Annotated in this window: 11 protein-coding genes; 8 read left to right on the top strand and 3 right to left on the bottom strand. The window is 63.5% G+C overall.

All coding sequences use genetic code 11. The annotated features are described in order from the left end of the window. The first annotated feature begins 18 nt into the window (after positions 1 to 18). Positions 19 to 1,410, top strand: a complete 1,392-nt coding sequence (locus ACNFBR_RS10165; RefSeq protein ID WP_416734807.1) for an amino acid permease — start codon at positions 19 to 21, stop codon at positions 1,408 to 1,410. Positions 1,411 to 1,547: 137 nt separating this feature from the next. After that, complete coding sequence (tam, locus tag ACNFBR_RS10160) at positions 1,548 to 2,324, top strand: trans-aconitate 2-methyltransferase (protein WP_416734806.1); 777 nt, start codon at positions 1,548 to 1,550, stop codon at positions 2,322 to 2,324. Here the strand turns inward: tam and ACNFBR_RS10155 are convergent. Continuing rightward, positions 2,314 to 2,685, bottom strand: coding sequence for a DUF2784 domain-containing protein (locus tag ACNFBR_RS10155; protein WP_416734805.1), 372 nt, complete (start codon positions 2,683 to 2,685; stop codon positions 2,314 to 2,316). The two genes, tam and ACNFBR_RS10155, sit on opposite strands and share 11 nt — an antisense overlap. A gap of 140 nt (positions 2,686 to 2,825) precedes the next feature. Next, positions 2,826 to 3,695, bottom strand: a complete 870-nt coding sequence (locus ACNFBR_RS10150) for a LysR substrate-binding domain-containing protein (RefSeq protein ID WP_416734804.1) — start codon at positions 3,693 to 3,695, stop codon at positions 2,826 to 2,828. Between the two features lie 243 nt (positions 3,696 to 3,938). Here ACNFBR_RS10150 and ACNFBR_RS10145 point away from each other — a divergent pair, with 243 nt between their 5' ends. The 5 genes from ACNFBR_RS10145 to ACNFBR_RS10125 all read left to right on the top strand — a co-directional run bounded on the left by ACNFBR_RS10145 (position 3,939) and on the right by ACNFBR_RS10125 (position 10,064). After that, complete coding sequence (locus ACNFBR_RS10145) at positions 3,939 to 5,255, top strand: MFS transporter (protein WP_416734803.1); 1,317 nt, start codon at positions 3,939 to 3,941, stop codon at positions 5,253 to 5,255. Positions 5,256 to 5,269: 14 nt separating this feature from the next. Continuing rightward, positions 5,270 to 6,661, top strand: coding sequence for an FAD-dependent oxidoreductase (locus tag ACNFBR_RS10140; RefSeq protein ID WP_416734802.1), 1,392 nt, complete (start codon positions 5,270 to 5,272; stop codon positions 6,659 to 6,661). Between the two features lie 97 nt (positions 6,662 to 6,758). After that, positions 6,759 to 7,472 (top strand): YebC/PmpR family DNA-binding transcriptional regulator, encoded by a 714-nt coding sequence (locus ACNFBR_RS10135; RefSeq protein ID WP_416734801.1) that lies wholly within the window; start codon positions 6,759 to 6,761, stop codon positions 7,470 to 7,472. Between the two features lie 133 nt (positions 7,473 to 7,605). Then, positions 7,606 to 8,550, top strand: a complete 945-nt coding sequence (locus tag ACNFBR_RS10130; protein ID WP_416734800.1) for a LysR family transcriptional regulator — start codon at positions 7,606 to 7,608, stop codon at positions 8,548 to 8,550. 101 nt (positions 8,551 to 8,651) lie between these two features. Next, the gene (locus ACNFBR_RS10125) at positions 8,652 to 10,064 is read left to right on the top strand and encodes a DOPA decarboxylase (protein WP_416734799.1); all 1,413 of its coding nucleotides are present in this window, start codon (positions 8,652 to 8,654) and stop codon (positions 10,062 to 10,064) included. A 135-nt stretch (positions 10,065 to 10,199) separates the two neighbouring features. Here ACNFBR_RS10125 and ACNFBR_RS10120 read toward each other — a convergent pair whose 3' ends face one another. Then, entirely contained in the window at positions 10,200 to 11,573 is a 1,374-nt protein-coding gene (locus ACNFBR_RS10120) for an MFS transporter (RefSeq protein ID WP_416734798.1), read from the bottom strand. Between the two features lie 287 nt (positions 11,574 to 11,860). Here ACNFBR_RS10120 and quiC point away from each other — a divergent pair, with 287 nt between their 5' ends. Further along, the gene (quiC, locus tag ACNFBR_RS10115) at positions 11,861 to 13,768 is read left to right on the top strand and encodes a 3-dehydroshikimate dehydratase QuiC (RefSeq protein ID WP_416734797.1); all 1,908 of its coding nucleotides are present in this window, start codon (positions 11,861 to 11,863) and stop codon (positions 13,766 to 13,768) included. The last annotated feature ends 15 nt before the right edge of the window (positions 13,769 to 13,783 follow it).

The following is a 13,783-nucleotide window of genomic DNA, read 5'->3' as shown; positions in this document are numbered from 1 at the left end:
AAAATCAAGAAGGTATCTATGAACGCTCAATCTTCACACCAGCTGAAGCGGGGTCTGTCTACCCGGCATATTCGTTTCATGGCATTAGGTTCTGCTATCGGCACAGGGCTTTTTTATGGCTCGGCATCGGCAATAAAACTGGCAGGGCCTTCTGTATTACTTGCCTACCTCATAGGCGGTGCAGCCATTTACATGATGATGCGCGCCCTCGGCGAAATGGCGGTTCATAACCCGGTGTCAGGCTCGTTCGGCCACTATGCCAGCCAGTACCTCGGTCGCTACTTCGGTTTTCTGACGGGCTGGAGCTACGCGTTCTCGATGTTGGTGGTGTGCCTGGCGGACGTGACGGCGTTCGGTGTCTACATGGGGCTGTGGTTCCCTGAAACACCGGCCTGGATCTGGGTGCTCGGGATCGTGTTCTTCATCGGGGCGCTGAACCTGTGTAGCGTGAAAGTGTTCGGGGAAATGGAGTTCTGGCTGTCGCTGCTGAAGGTGACGGCTATCGTTGCCATGATTGTCGCAGGCGGGGCTGTACTGCTACTGGGTATCCAGTTGAATGACGGTGCAGGTACGGTTGCCGGCATTTCGAACCTGTGGAGCCACGGCGGGTTCTTCCCCAATGGCATCAGCGGGATGATCGCTTCCTTCACCGTTGTCATGTTCGCCTTTGGCGGGGTTGAAATGATTGGCATCACGGCAGGCGAGGCAAGGGACCCAAAGCGCGTGTTGCCAAAAGCGATCAACTCAGTCCCACTGCGCATCCTGCTGTTTTATATCCTTACGCTGTTGGTGCTCATGTCCATTTACCCTTGGACCAGCATCGGCAGCCACGGCAGCCCGTTCGTACAGATCTTCAGTGGCCTTGGCATTAGTTCAGCGGCAACCGTGTTGAACATCGTGGTCATTTCCGCTGCTGTTTCAGCGATCAATAGCGACATCTTCAGCGCCGGGCGCATGATGTACGGCATGGCACAAAACGGCCAGGCGCCTGCCGGCTTCGCATCACTGTCGCGTTTCGGTGTGCCGTGGATGACGGTTGCTGTCATGGGTGTCGCATTGCTATTGGGCGTGGTACTGAACTACCTGGTGCCAGAAGACTTGTTCCTGGTGCTGGCCTCGGTCGTCACGTTCTCCATTGTCTGGGTCTGGTTGATGATTCTGCTGTCCCAAGTGGCCATGCGGCGCGGTATGAGCAAGGAGGAGGCTGCTGCGCTGGATTACCGAGTGCCACTGTGGCCGGTAGGGCCAGCGTGCGCGATTGCTTTCATGGTGTTCATTTTTGGCGTTCTCGGTTGGTTCCCAGCCAGCCGCACGGCCATGTATGTCGGGGTAGGCTGGTTGGTCCTGCTTTCCCTGGGCTATTGGCTTTGGGGTGTGCGTGCACCACGCCCGGTTTCCGCCAGCGCTTGAGGCACTGAACCGTCAGCATCCCGGCAACGGACTGCCGAGATGCCGCAATCGACGGTGCGGACCCTGGACCGATAGAGGGTGGCCACAGTCGACAGATGGCATATGCTGAACACATTGTCCGCCCCAAGGAGCTTCACATGGCCTGGTCCGCCACCCAGTATTCCCTGTTCGAAGACGAGCGCACCCGCGCTGTACGCGACCTGCTTGCCGCCATTCCATCACGCCCGGTGCGTCACGCCACCGACCTGGGCTGCGGCCCTGGCAACTCCACCGAGGTGCTGCTGCAGCGTTACCCCGATGCCCAGGTGACGGCCCTGGACAGCGATCCCGACATGATCGACAAGGCCCGCGAGCGCAAGCGGCTGTGCATCCCGCGGGTACGCACGGTCATCGCCGACATTGCCAGCTGGAAGGCCCCCGAGCCGCAGGACCTGATCCTGGCCAATGCCTCGCTACAATGGGTGCCCGACCATGCCTTGCTGTACCCGCACCTGGTGCGCCAGCTCAGCGAAGGTGCCAGCCTGGCCGTGCAGACGCCAGATAACCTCGATGAGCCGGCCCATCGCCAATTGCGCGAAATCGCCAGCCAAGGCCCCTGGGCGGCCAAGTTCGCCGACTTCCAGCTGCCGCCACGGCACAGCGCGGCGTTCTATTACGACCTGCTCAGCCCGCTATGCGCGCGGGTGGACGTGTGGCGTACCACCTATCATCACCCGTTGGCCGGCGGCGCCGAAGCGGTGGTGGAATGGTTCAAGGGTTCGGCGTTGCGGCCTTACCTGGCCAAGCTTGATGAGCAGGAACAGGCCGATTTCCTGCAGATGTACCTGCAGGCCATGCAGCGCGATTATCCGCCGGCCACCGATGGCAAGGTGCTGTTGCCGTTTCCGCGGTTGTTCGTGATCGCTACCCGCTAGTGCGGCGCCAGCGCCAGATCACGTAGCCGTAGATGCCAAGGTTGAGCAGCAGCACGATGCTGCCCAACAGTAACTGCACGTGCGGGGTCAGCCCGGCGGGGTAGATCAGCGGCCAGATGTAATGCTCGACGAAACCGCCCTGGTAGCCCGCGTCACCGGCGGCGCTGCGCATGCGGTTTTCCCAGGTGGTGAGCGGGCAGCCCAGGTGCAGGCATTCCACTGCCAGGCCCCAGGCCAGGGCCGGCAGGTGGATGAGCAGGGCGGGGCGCCACCTGAGCACCAGCAAGCCGCCGAACAGCACCAGCAGGATGAAGGCCAGGTGCAGCAGCACCAGGGTGTCGGCGGCCAGGCGGTAGAGCATGAAGAGTATGCCGGAGGATGAGGTTATCCCAGCATAGTTGGGTTGCCTGTGCCGGCCCTTTCGCAGCACAAGGCTGCTCCTACAGGCGATCGCATTCCCGTGTAGGAGCAGCCTTGTGCTGCGAAAGCGCCGGCACAGTCTTAAACCCCTTCCTCAACCATCTGCAAAAAGGTCGCCACCACCCGCCGCGTGCGCTGCTCGCTCAAGCACACCAACGTCTCGGTCAGGTGCCGCTGACAATCCACAATCGGCAACGCACACACCCGCGCATCGGCACCAAACTCCGCCGCCGACACCACGCCCACGCCAATCCCCACCACCACTGCCTCGCGCGCCGCCTCCCGGCCTTCCACCTGGATCGCCGGGCGAATCCGCAGCCCCGCTCGTTGCATCTCTTCTTCCAGCGTCTGCCGCGTCACCGAGCCGGGCTCGCGCAACACCAGTGGCATGTCATCGAGGTCGGCCAGGCTGATCGACCCACGGCTGGCCCATGGGTGGTGGTGCGAAACGAACGCCACCATCGGGTCGCGGCGCAGCGGCAGGCAATGCAGGCGCTCATCGTCGACATCCCGGCCCAGCAGCGCCAGGTCAGCCTGATAGCTGAACAGTCGGGCCAAGGATTCGTCGGTGTTGCCGGTCTCGATCTTCACCTGAATCCCTGGGTAGCGCTGGCAGAAGCGGGCGATCTGCGGCAGCACGTGCACCGGCGCATCCACCGCCAGCACCAGGCTGCCGGTGTGCAGCGCGCGCGAGTCCTGCAGCAGTTCATGGGCCTCGGCTTCGCAGGCGAACAGGCGCTGGCTGATGCCCAGCAGACGCTCGCCCAGGTCGGTGAGCTGTACCGAGCGCTTGTTGCGGTGGAACAGCAATACGCCAAAGCGCTCCTCCAGCTTGCGCACTTGGTCCGACACCGCAGGCTGGGTAAGAAACAGCTTTTCCGCCGCGCGGGTAAAGCTGCCGTGCACGGCCACCGCGTGGAAAGCCTTGAGTTGTGCGTGGGAAACCGACATGACCACCTCAGTAACAAGCTGAGCTTATGTGTGTAATACGATAAATCGATTTTATTTATTTTAGCGCAACTGTTTCCATGCATGTCAGCCCGACGCTGGCACCACGAATGCCGCCAGGGCCATGGTGCCCACACGGTGCCATCTGACCCGATGACAGCGTTGTCATCGCTGTGCGTAACACAAGAACAAGACAGGCGTTTCTTCACATTCTGCCGGCACACTTGAGCAAGAGGTCAGACTCACATGAATCAATCCCTAGCCGCGTTCAAACGCTGGCGCATCCAGATTTTCGCCATCACCTGGCTGGCCTACGCCGCCTTCTACTTCACCCGCAAAGCCTTCTCGGTGGCCAAGCTGGGCATCGCCGAAGACCCAAGTTTCATGCTCGACAAGGCCGCCATGGCCAACCTCGACGCCATCTACCTGGCCGCCTATGCCGTGGGCCAGTTCACCTGGGGTATGCTTGCCGACCGCTTCGGCCCGCGTGTGGTGGTGCTCGGCGGGTTGCTGATTTCCGCGGTGGCGGCGGTGGTGATGGGCAGTTACGCCACCTTCCCGATCTTCGCTACCTGCATGCTGGTGCAGGGCCTGGCGCAATCCACCGGTTGGGCCGGGTTGTGCAAGAACATCGGCAGCTTCTTCCCGGCCTCGCAGCGGGGGCGGGTGTTGGGCCTTTGGAGCTCCTGCTATGCCTTCGGCGGCCTGGTGGCCTCGCCGTTCGCCGGCTGGTGGGCGTATACCCTGGTCGGCACCTGGCATGCGGCGTTCTTCTCCAGTGCTGCCGTGGTGGCGCTGGTGGCGGTGCTGTTCTTCTTCCTGCAGCGCAACAAGCCAGAGGACGTCGGCCTGCCGGCAGTGGAACCCGAGCCGCAGAGCATGGCCCCGGCCGACAACCTGTGCAGCCTGTGGGCGCCGCTGAAGGAAATTCTGCGCAACCGCACGGTGATGACCCTGGGCCTGGCGTACTTCCTGCTGAAGCCGGCGCGCTACGCCATTCTGCTGTGGGGCCCGGTGATCGTTTTCGAGCAGATGCCCTCGGTGGGCAAGGTCGGTGCGGCAATCATCCCCACCGCCTTCGAACTGGCCGGGCTGCTTGGCCCGATCATGATCGGCCTGGCCTCCGACAAACTGTTCGGCGCCCGGCGCATGCCGGCCTGCGTGATCAGCCTGGTGCTGCTGACCGTGACCCTGGCGGCGTTCATGGCGGCCATGCACACCGGCAGTGTGATGCTGGTGGTGGCCTTGCTGTTCGTCATGGGCCTGACCCTGTACGGGCCAGATTCGATGATCAGCGGCGCGGCGGCCATCGACTTCGGCACCGCCAAGGCTGGCGCCACCGCGGCCGGCTTCGTCAATGGCTGCGGTTCGGTGGGGGCGGTGCTGGGCGGGCTGCTGCCGGGTTACTTCGATGGCGTCACGGTGTTCATCGTGTTCGCCGGCTGCGCGCTGTTCTCGGCCCTGGTACTGCTGCCGCACTGGAACAGCCGCCCGGCCAGCCATGCGCAAAGCGCTGACGTGGCACCGAACACCAGCATGGCAATCAAGCCACTGCGTACCTAAAGGAAAGCGAGCGAATGAGACCCTTCTGGCTGCAACAGGCCCTGGAATCGACCCAGGAGGCGGTGTGCCCACCGCTGCAAGGCGATGCCCGTTGCGATGTGTGCATCGTGGGTGGTGGCTACACCGGCCTGTGGACGGCGCTGATGCTCAAAGAGGCGGTGCCGGCCTTGGATGTGGTGCTGATCGAGGCCGACATTTGTGGTGCCGGAGCCAGTGGTCGCAATGGCGGTTGTGCCTTGTCCTGGTCGGCCAAGTACTTCACCCTCGAACGCCTGTTCGGGGTGGCCGAGGCGGTGCGCCTGGTGCGCGAGTCGGAGCGCAGCATCGGCGACATCGGCGCGTTCTGCGCCGCCAATGGCATCGACTGCGACTACCGCCTGGACGGTACGCTGTACACGGCTACCAATGCAGCCCAGGTCGGTGCCACCGATGCGGTGATCGCCGCGCTGGAGCACAAGGGTATCAACTCGTTCCGCCGCTTGCCGCTGGAGCAGGTGCAGCGTCTGGCAGGTTCTGCGCGGCACCTGGAAGGCTGGTTCTCGCCGGCCGCCGCCACGGTGCAGCCGGGCAAGCTGGTGCGCGGTTTGCGCCGGGTGGCCTTGCAGCGCGGGGTGCGCATCTTTGAGGGTACCGCCATGACCGGCCTGGAGCATGGCGCCCCGGTGCAGGTGCGCACGGCCCATGGCACGCTGCGCGCCGATCGCGTGGTGCTGGGCCTCAACGCCTGGATGGCGCGGGCCTTCCCTCAGTTCGAGCGCAGCGTGGCGATTGTCTCCAGCGACATGGTGATAACCGAACCGTGCCCCGAGCTGCTGCGCCAGATCGGCCTGGACAGCGGCATCAGCGTGCTCGACTCGCGCATTTTCGTGCACTACTACCACAACACCTCCGATGGCCGGCTGATGCTCGGCAAGGGCGGCAACACCTTCGCCTATGGCGGGCGCATGTTGCCGGTTTTCGACCAGCCGTCGCCGTACCGACCCTTGCTGCGCGAAAGCCTTGGCGAGTTTTTCCCAGCCTTGGCCGAAGTGCCACTGGCGGCCAGCTGGAACGGGCCGTCGGACCGCTCGGTGACCGGCTTGCCGTTCTTCGGGCGCTTGGACGGGCAGGGCAATGTGTTCTACGGCTTTGGCTACTCCGGCAGCGGCGTTGGCCCGTGCCACATGGGCGGGCAGATTCTTTCGTCGCTGGCGCTGGGGCTGGACAACCCATGGACCCGCTCGCCACTGGTCAAGGGGCCGCTCGGCCTGTTCCCGCCCGAGCCGATTCGCTACCTGGGTTCGCTGATGGTGCGCAATGCCATCCGCCGCAAGGAGCATGCCGAAGACCGTGGTGTGCGCCCGCGCCGGTTGGACGTGCGCTTGGCGCGGTTTGCCGCGGCGGCGGGCAAGGCCGATAAAGGCTGACGAGATTTCTTGTCGATCCCATGCTTGAGGGCGTATAAAATGCACCCACTTTTGGCCGGTCGCTTCCTGAACCGGCCGCTGAAACAAGAGAGTCGACATGGGCGCACAGTGGAAAGCCAAACATAGAGAAACAGCGGCCAATGCCAAAGGCAAGATCATGGGCAAGCTGTCCAAGGAAATCCAGATCGCTGCCAAGTCGGGCGCCGACCCCGACATGAACCCGCGCCTGCGCCTGGCCATCGTGCAAGCCAAGAAGGCTTCGATGACCCGCGAGACCCTGGACCGGGCGATTCGCAAGGGTGCCGGCCTGGACGGTGACGCCGTGCAGTACCACGCGGTGAGCTATGAAGGCTTCGCACCGCACCAGGTACCGCTGATCGTCGAGTGCCTGACCGACAACATCAACCGTACCGTCGCGCAAATCCGTGTGCTGTTCCGCAAGGGCCAGCTGGGTGCCAGCGGTTCGGTGGCGTGGGACTTCAACCATGTGGGCTTGATCGAAGCCACGCCTGCAAGCACTGACGCCGACCCGGAAATGGCCGCCATCGAAGCCGGCGCCCAGGACTTCGAGGACGGTGAGGAAGAGGGCTCGACCCTGTTCATCACCGACACCACCGACCTGGACGCGGTGCAGAAGGCGTTGCCCGAGCATGGCTTCACCGTCACCTCGGCGAAGATCGGCTACACGCCGAAAAACCCGGTAAGCGCCGCCAGCCTGAGTGCTGAAGCGCTGGCTGAGGTTGAAGCGTTCCTCGAAGCGATCGACGAGAACGATGACGTGCAGAACGTCTACGTTGGTCTGACCGCTTAAAAAGCCGGGGCCGCGTTGCGGCCCATTCGCGGCACAAGGCCGCTCCCACAAGGGAATGCAAAACCCATGTAGGAGCGGCCTTGCGCCGCGAAACGAGGGCAAAGTCCTCGCTTGCGATCTGGACCGAGCCCCGATGAACCCCACCTTCGCCTCCCTCAGCCTCGCCCACCTGCGTACCCTCGACCACCTGCTGCAGCTGAAAAACCTCAGCCACGCCGCCGAGCGCCTGGGCGTCAGCCAGTCGGCCCTGAGCCGCCAGCTGGCCAACCTTCGCGAAGCCTTCGACGACCCGCTGCTGGTGCGCCAGGGCCGTGGCTACGTGCTCAGCGAGTACGCCGAAGCCCTGGTCGAACCCTTGCGCCAAGTGCTCGAAGAGCTGCACGCCCTGCGCCAGCCTGCCGCCTTCGACCCGGCGCGCTGCGAGCGGCGCTTCTGCCTGGCGGCCTCGGACTATGTGGCTGAACACATGCTGCCGCTGCTGGTGGCGGCGCTGGAGCGTGAAGCGCCGGGCGTATCGCTGGAGTACCGCACCTGGCAGGCTGGCCAATATGCTTTGTTGGCCAGTGGCGAAATCGACCTGGCTACCACCTTGTTCGACGAGTCGCCACCCAACCTGCACGGCCGCTTGCTGGGCGAAGACCGCGCCGTGTGCCTGATGCGCCACGATCACCTGCTGGCCGCGCATGCCGCGCTCAGCCAGGCCGATTACCTGGCGTACAAGCATGTGCGCATTTCCGGCGGTGGCGACAAGGACAGTTTCATCGACCGCCACCTGCGTGCGCAGGGCCTGCAGCGGCGTATCAGCCTGGAAGTGCCGTTTTTTTCCGCTACGGTCAAAGTCATTGCCAATAGCCAGGCGGTGGCTACGGTTCCCGAGCACATTGCCCGGCAGTTGTGCCGCTTGCATGACCTGGCCTGGCGGCCGCTGGGCTTCATCGACCACAGCCAGCGCTACTGGGTGGTGTGGCACCAGCGGCTGCAGGCTTCGGCCGAGCACCGCTGGTTGCGCAACCGGGTGTTCGAGCTGTGGCGCCAGTCGCAGTTCGGCGTGCAGGGCGGGCATGCGGGTTTGCCATAGCAGGTATGCGCAAGGCGGGGTTATTCGGTTTGGCATAGGTGCCTAGACTGGGGGCATTGTGTTGCCGAAACCGGCAGTGGAAAAACCACAGGAGAGCCCACGTGACCCCCGAACAATTCCGTCAGTACGGCCACCAACTGATCGACCTGATCGCCGACTATCGCCAATCTGTCGGCGAACGCCCGGTCATGGCCCAGGTCGAGCCTGGCTACCTGAAGGCCGCGTTGCCCGGAGCCGCGCCCCAGCAAGGCGAACCCTTCGAGGCCATCCTCGACGACGTCAATCAACTGGTCATGCCCGGTCTGTCTCATTGGCAGCACCCAGACTTCTACGGCTATTTCCCCTCCAACGGCACCCTGTCCTCGGTGCTGGGTGACTTCCTCAGCACCGGCCTGGGCGTGCTGGGCCTGTCGTGGCAATCCAGCCCGGCCCTGAGTGAACTGGAAGAAACCACCCTCGACTGGCTGCGCCAACTGCTCGGCCTGTCTGGCCAATGGAGTGGGGTAATCCAGGACACTGCCTCGACCAGCACACTGGTAGCGCTTATCAGCGCCCGCGAGCGCGCCACCGACTATGCCTTGGTACGCGGTGGCCTGCAGGCCGAAGCCAAGCCTTTGATCGTGTATGTCAGCGCGCACGCCCACAGTTCAGTGGACAAGGCTGCGCTGCTGGCCGGTTTTGGCCGCGACAATATTCGCCTTATCCCCACGGACGAGCGTTATGCCCTGCGCCCTGAGGCATTGCAGGCGGCGATCGAACTGGACCTGGCTGCCGGCAACCAGCCATGCGCCGTCGTGGCCACCACCGGCACCACGACGACCACCGCCCTCGACCCGTTGCGCCCGATCGGCGAGATCGCCCAGGCCCACGGCCTGTGGCTGCATGTGGATTCGGCCATGGCCGGCTCGGCGATGATTCTGCCCGAGTGCCGCTGGATGTGGGACGGTATCGAATTGGCCGACTCGGTGGTGGTCAATGCGCACAAGTGGCTGGGTGTGGCCTTCGATTGTTCGATCTACTACGTGCGCGATCCCCAGCACCTGATCCGGGTGATGAGCACCAACCCTAGCTACCTGCAATCGGCGGTGGATGGCGAGGTGAAGAACCTGCGTGACTGGGGCATCCCGCTGGGCCGTCGGTTCCGCGCATTGAAGCTGTGGTTCATGCTGCGCAGCGAGGGCGTCGACGCGTTACAGGCGCGGCTGCGGCGAGACCTGGACAATGCCCAGTGGTTGGCGAAGCAGGTTGAGGCAACGGCGCAATGGGACGTGTTGGCGCCGGTGCAGTTGCAAACCTTGTGCATTCGCCATCGGCCGGCGGGGCTGGAAGGGGAAGCGCTGGATGCGCACACCAAGCGCTGGGCGCAGCGGCTGAATGCGTCTGGGGACGCGTATGTGACGCCTGCGACGTTGGATGGGCGATGGATGGTACGGGTTTCGATTGGGGCGCTGCCGACCGAGCGCGAGCATGTCGAGAAACTGTGGGAAACACTGCAAGAAGTGGTCAAAGGCTGAGATTGCAGGGGCCGCCTTGCGGCCCATTCGCGGGCTTGCCCGCTCCCACAGGATCGCATCGAGGCTGAAGCTGATGCGGTGCTTGTGGGAGCGGGCAAGCCCGCGAATGGGCTGCAAAGCAGCCCCTGCGGTCTATCAGTGACTCACCGCCTGAATGCTGCCTTTACGGCTAGCCTCATACGCTTCCTTCGCCATCGGCTTGGCCTCTGGGTTACCCAGGTCTTCCATCGCCAGGCGGTGGGTTTCCGGGGCGATGTAGGCCGCCAGGGCGCACACGCAGGTGATGAAGAACGCCAGCCCACCGACGACCAGCGGGATGTTTTCCGAACCTGGCGGGGCAACCAGGGCGAACAGCGCCGGCAGCATGGCGGTCAGCATGGTGCCGATGTTCTGCGCGATGGCCATGGCCGAAACACGGTAGCGGGTGTGGAACAGCTCTGGGTAGAAGCTTGGGAACACCGCGTTGTAGCCTTGGTAAACCATGCCCCACATGATGATCGAGGCGGCGAACGCCATGGGCACGTTCTGGATGCTGATCGCATACAGGTAGACGAAGGCCAGCAGGCCAGAGCCCAGGCAACCCGCGATCATGGTCGGGCGACGGCCGATCTTGTCCGACAGGTTACCCACGAACGGGATCACCAGCACCGCGACGATGTTGCCGACCACCGGGATCCACAAGTACACGCTCTTGTCGAAGCCGATGCCATAGGCCGGTTGTACCGCGTAGGCGGCACCGAAAATGGTGGCCACGACCGGGATCACGTTCATCAGTGCCATGAACATCACCAGCACCATGTGCTTCCAGCTGTGGCGGAAGGCTTCGCTGATTGGCGACTTGGCCACCTTGTCCTGCTTCTCTTCCTTCACGAACGCCGGGGTTTCGTGCACTTCCTTACGGATGATGAAGCCGGCAATCAGCACGATGGCGCTCATCAGGAACGGAATCCGCCAGCCCCATTCGGTGAAGGCTTCGCTGGGCATGAAGTAAGCCAGTGGCAGGAACACCGCTGCCGCCAGCACCTGGCCCGCTTGCACACCTTGCAAGGTGAAGCTGGCGTAATAGCCTCTTCGACCAAACGGCGCGTGTTCCATGATCATGGAGCTCGCCCCGGAGATTTCCCCGGCCACCGCAAAGCCCTGGATCAAGCGCAGCACCACCAGCAAGGCCGGGGCCAGGTAACCGATGTCGTGATAGGTGGGCAGCAGGCCTACGGCCATGGTCGACAGGCCCATCAGGAACATGCACAGCAGCAGTACGTTCTTGCGGCCGCGGGTATCACCCCAGTGGCCCAGCACGAAGGCGCCGACCGGGCGCGCCAGGTAGCCCACGCCGTAGGTGGCCAACGAGGCGATGATGGCCATTTTCGGGTCGGTGTTGGGGAAGAAAATCTGCGGGAAAATCAGTGCGGCGGCCTGGGCATAGATGAAGAAGTCGTAGTACTCGAGTGCCGAGCCTATCCATCCACTGGCGGTCGCTTTCTTTGCTTGCGAGCTGGAGTGAGCCATCGTTGTCTCCGTTGTTATTGTTGTTTGCGCAGGTTCCGCCAGAGGTTATGCCAAGGCAGGAGGCAACGGTCGGTGTGCCTGCGTCTGTGGTTCATGTTGACCACGGGCCAGCGGTCTAGCAATTCGCTAAAACGGGTTTTGTGCGATAATCGAACGAAAAACTAACCATTCCGTACAAAGATATTGAAGCGACGACTTTACCTGCGAATAATCGATCGTGCCATAAACGGTGGCAGGGGATTTTCCCGACTGGCACCGTATTCTTCTAACAACAAGGAACTCCCGCCATGCAGCGTTCGATCGCTACCGTGTCCTTGAGCGGCACCCTGCCGGAAAAGCTCGAAGCCATCGCCGCCGCCGGTTTCGACGGCGTCGAGATCTTCGAAAACGACCTGCTCTATTACGCCGGCAGCCCACGCCAGGTGCGCCAGATGTGCGCCGACTTGGGGATTGCCATCACCTTGTTCCAGCCGTTTCGCGACTTCGAAGGCTGCCGTCGCGACCGCCTGCAGAAAAACCTCGACCGCGCCGAACGCAAGTTCGACTTGATGCAAGAGCTGGGTACCGACCTGGTGCTGGTGTGCAGCAACGTCCAGGCCGATGCCCTGGGCGACGAGCAACTGCTGGTCGACGACCTGCGCCTGTTGGGCGAGCATGCCGGCAAGCGTGGCCTGCGCATTGGTTACGAAGCCCTGGCTTGGGGCCGCCACGTCAACACCTACCAGCAAGTGTGGAACCTGGTGCGCCAGGCTGACCACCCGGCCCTCGGGATGATCCTCGACAGCTTCCACACCCTGTCGTTGAAGGGCGACCCAAGCGCGATCCGCGACATCCCCGGCGACAAGATCTTCTTCGTGCAAATGGCCGATGCGCCGATCCTGGCCATGGATGTGCTGGAGTGGAGCCGCCACTTCCGCTGCTTCCCGGGGCAGGGTGAAATGGACATGGCCGGCTTCCTCGCGCCAATCCTCGCCACGGGCTACCGTGGGCCGCTGTCGCTGGAAATTTTCAACGACGGCTTCCGCGCCGCGCCGACCCGGCAGAATGCCGCCGACGGCTTGCGTTCGCTGCTGTATCTCGAAGAGCAAACCCGCTTGCGCCTGGAGCAGGAAAACACGCCGATCGAACCTGGCGTCCTGTTCACCCCGCCAGCGGCCAGCGCCTATGACGGCGTGGAGTTCCTGGAATTTGCGGTGGACGAAGCCGTCGGCGCGCGCCTGGGCGGTTGGCTGAAGCGCCTGGGCTTCGCCGAAGCCGGCAAGCACCGCAGCAAAGCAGTGCAGTTGCTGCGCCAGGGCGATATCAACATTGTGCTGAACGCCGAGCCGTACTCCTTCGGCCACAACTTCTTCGAGGCCCATGGCCCGTCGCTGTGCGCCACTGCGCTGCGGGTCAAGGACCAGCAGGCCGCCCTGAAGCGCGCCACCGCCTTCCGTGGCCAGCCGTTCCGCGGCCTGGTCGGCCCTAACGAATGCGAAGTGCCGGCGGTGCGTGCACCGGATGGCAGCCTGCTGTACCTGGTAGAGCAGGGCACAGCCGGCCACACCCTGTACGACACCGATTTCAGCCTGGACAAGCACGCAGTCGCTACCGGCGGCCTGCGCCGTATCGACCACATGGCCCTGGCCCTGCCGGCAGAATCGCTGGACAGCTGGGTGCTGTTCTACAAGAGCTTGTTCGACTTCGCCGCCGACGACGAAGTGGTGCTGCCCGACCCATATGGGCTGGTCAAGAGCCGCGCCCTGCGCAGCCAATGCGGCACCTTGCGCCTGCCGTTGAACATCTCGGAAAACCGCAACACCGCCATCGCCCATGCGCTGTCCAGCTACCGGGGTTCGGGTGTGCACCACATCGCCTTCGATTGTGACGACATCTTCCGTGAAGTGGCACGGGCCAAGCTGGCCGGGGTGCCGCTGCTGGAAATCCCGCTGAATTACTACGACGACCTGGCGGCGCGTTTCGATTTCGACGACGAGTTCCTCAGCGAGTTGGCCTACTACAACGTGCTGTACGACCGCGACGCCCAGGGTGGCGAGCTGTTCCACGTGTACACCGAGCCGTTCGAGGAGCGTTTCTTCTTCGAAATCATCCAGCGCAAAGGTGGCTATGCCGGCTACGGCGCGGCCAACGTCGCGGTGCGCCTGGCCGCCATGGCCAAGGCCCGCAGCGGCGCGGCGCGCAAGCCGGTGCTGTAAACCGGCCACATTCCT

The sequence above is a fragment of the Pseudomonas sp. NY11955 genome (assembly GCF_048068035.1).
Taxonomy (GTDB): domain Bacteria; phylum Pseudomonadota; class Gammaproteobacteria; order Pseudomonadales; family Pseudomonadaceae; genus Aquipseudomonas.
Note: the sequence above shows the minus strand (reverse complement) of the source record. Positions and strands in the feature narration are given on the sequence as shown.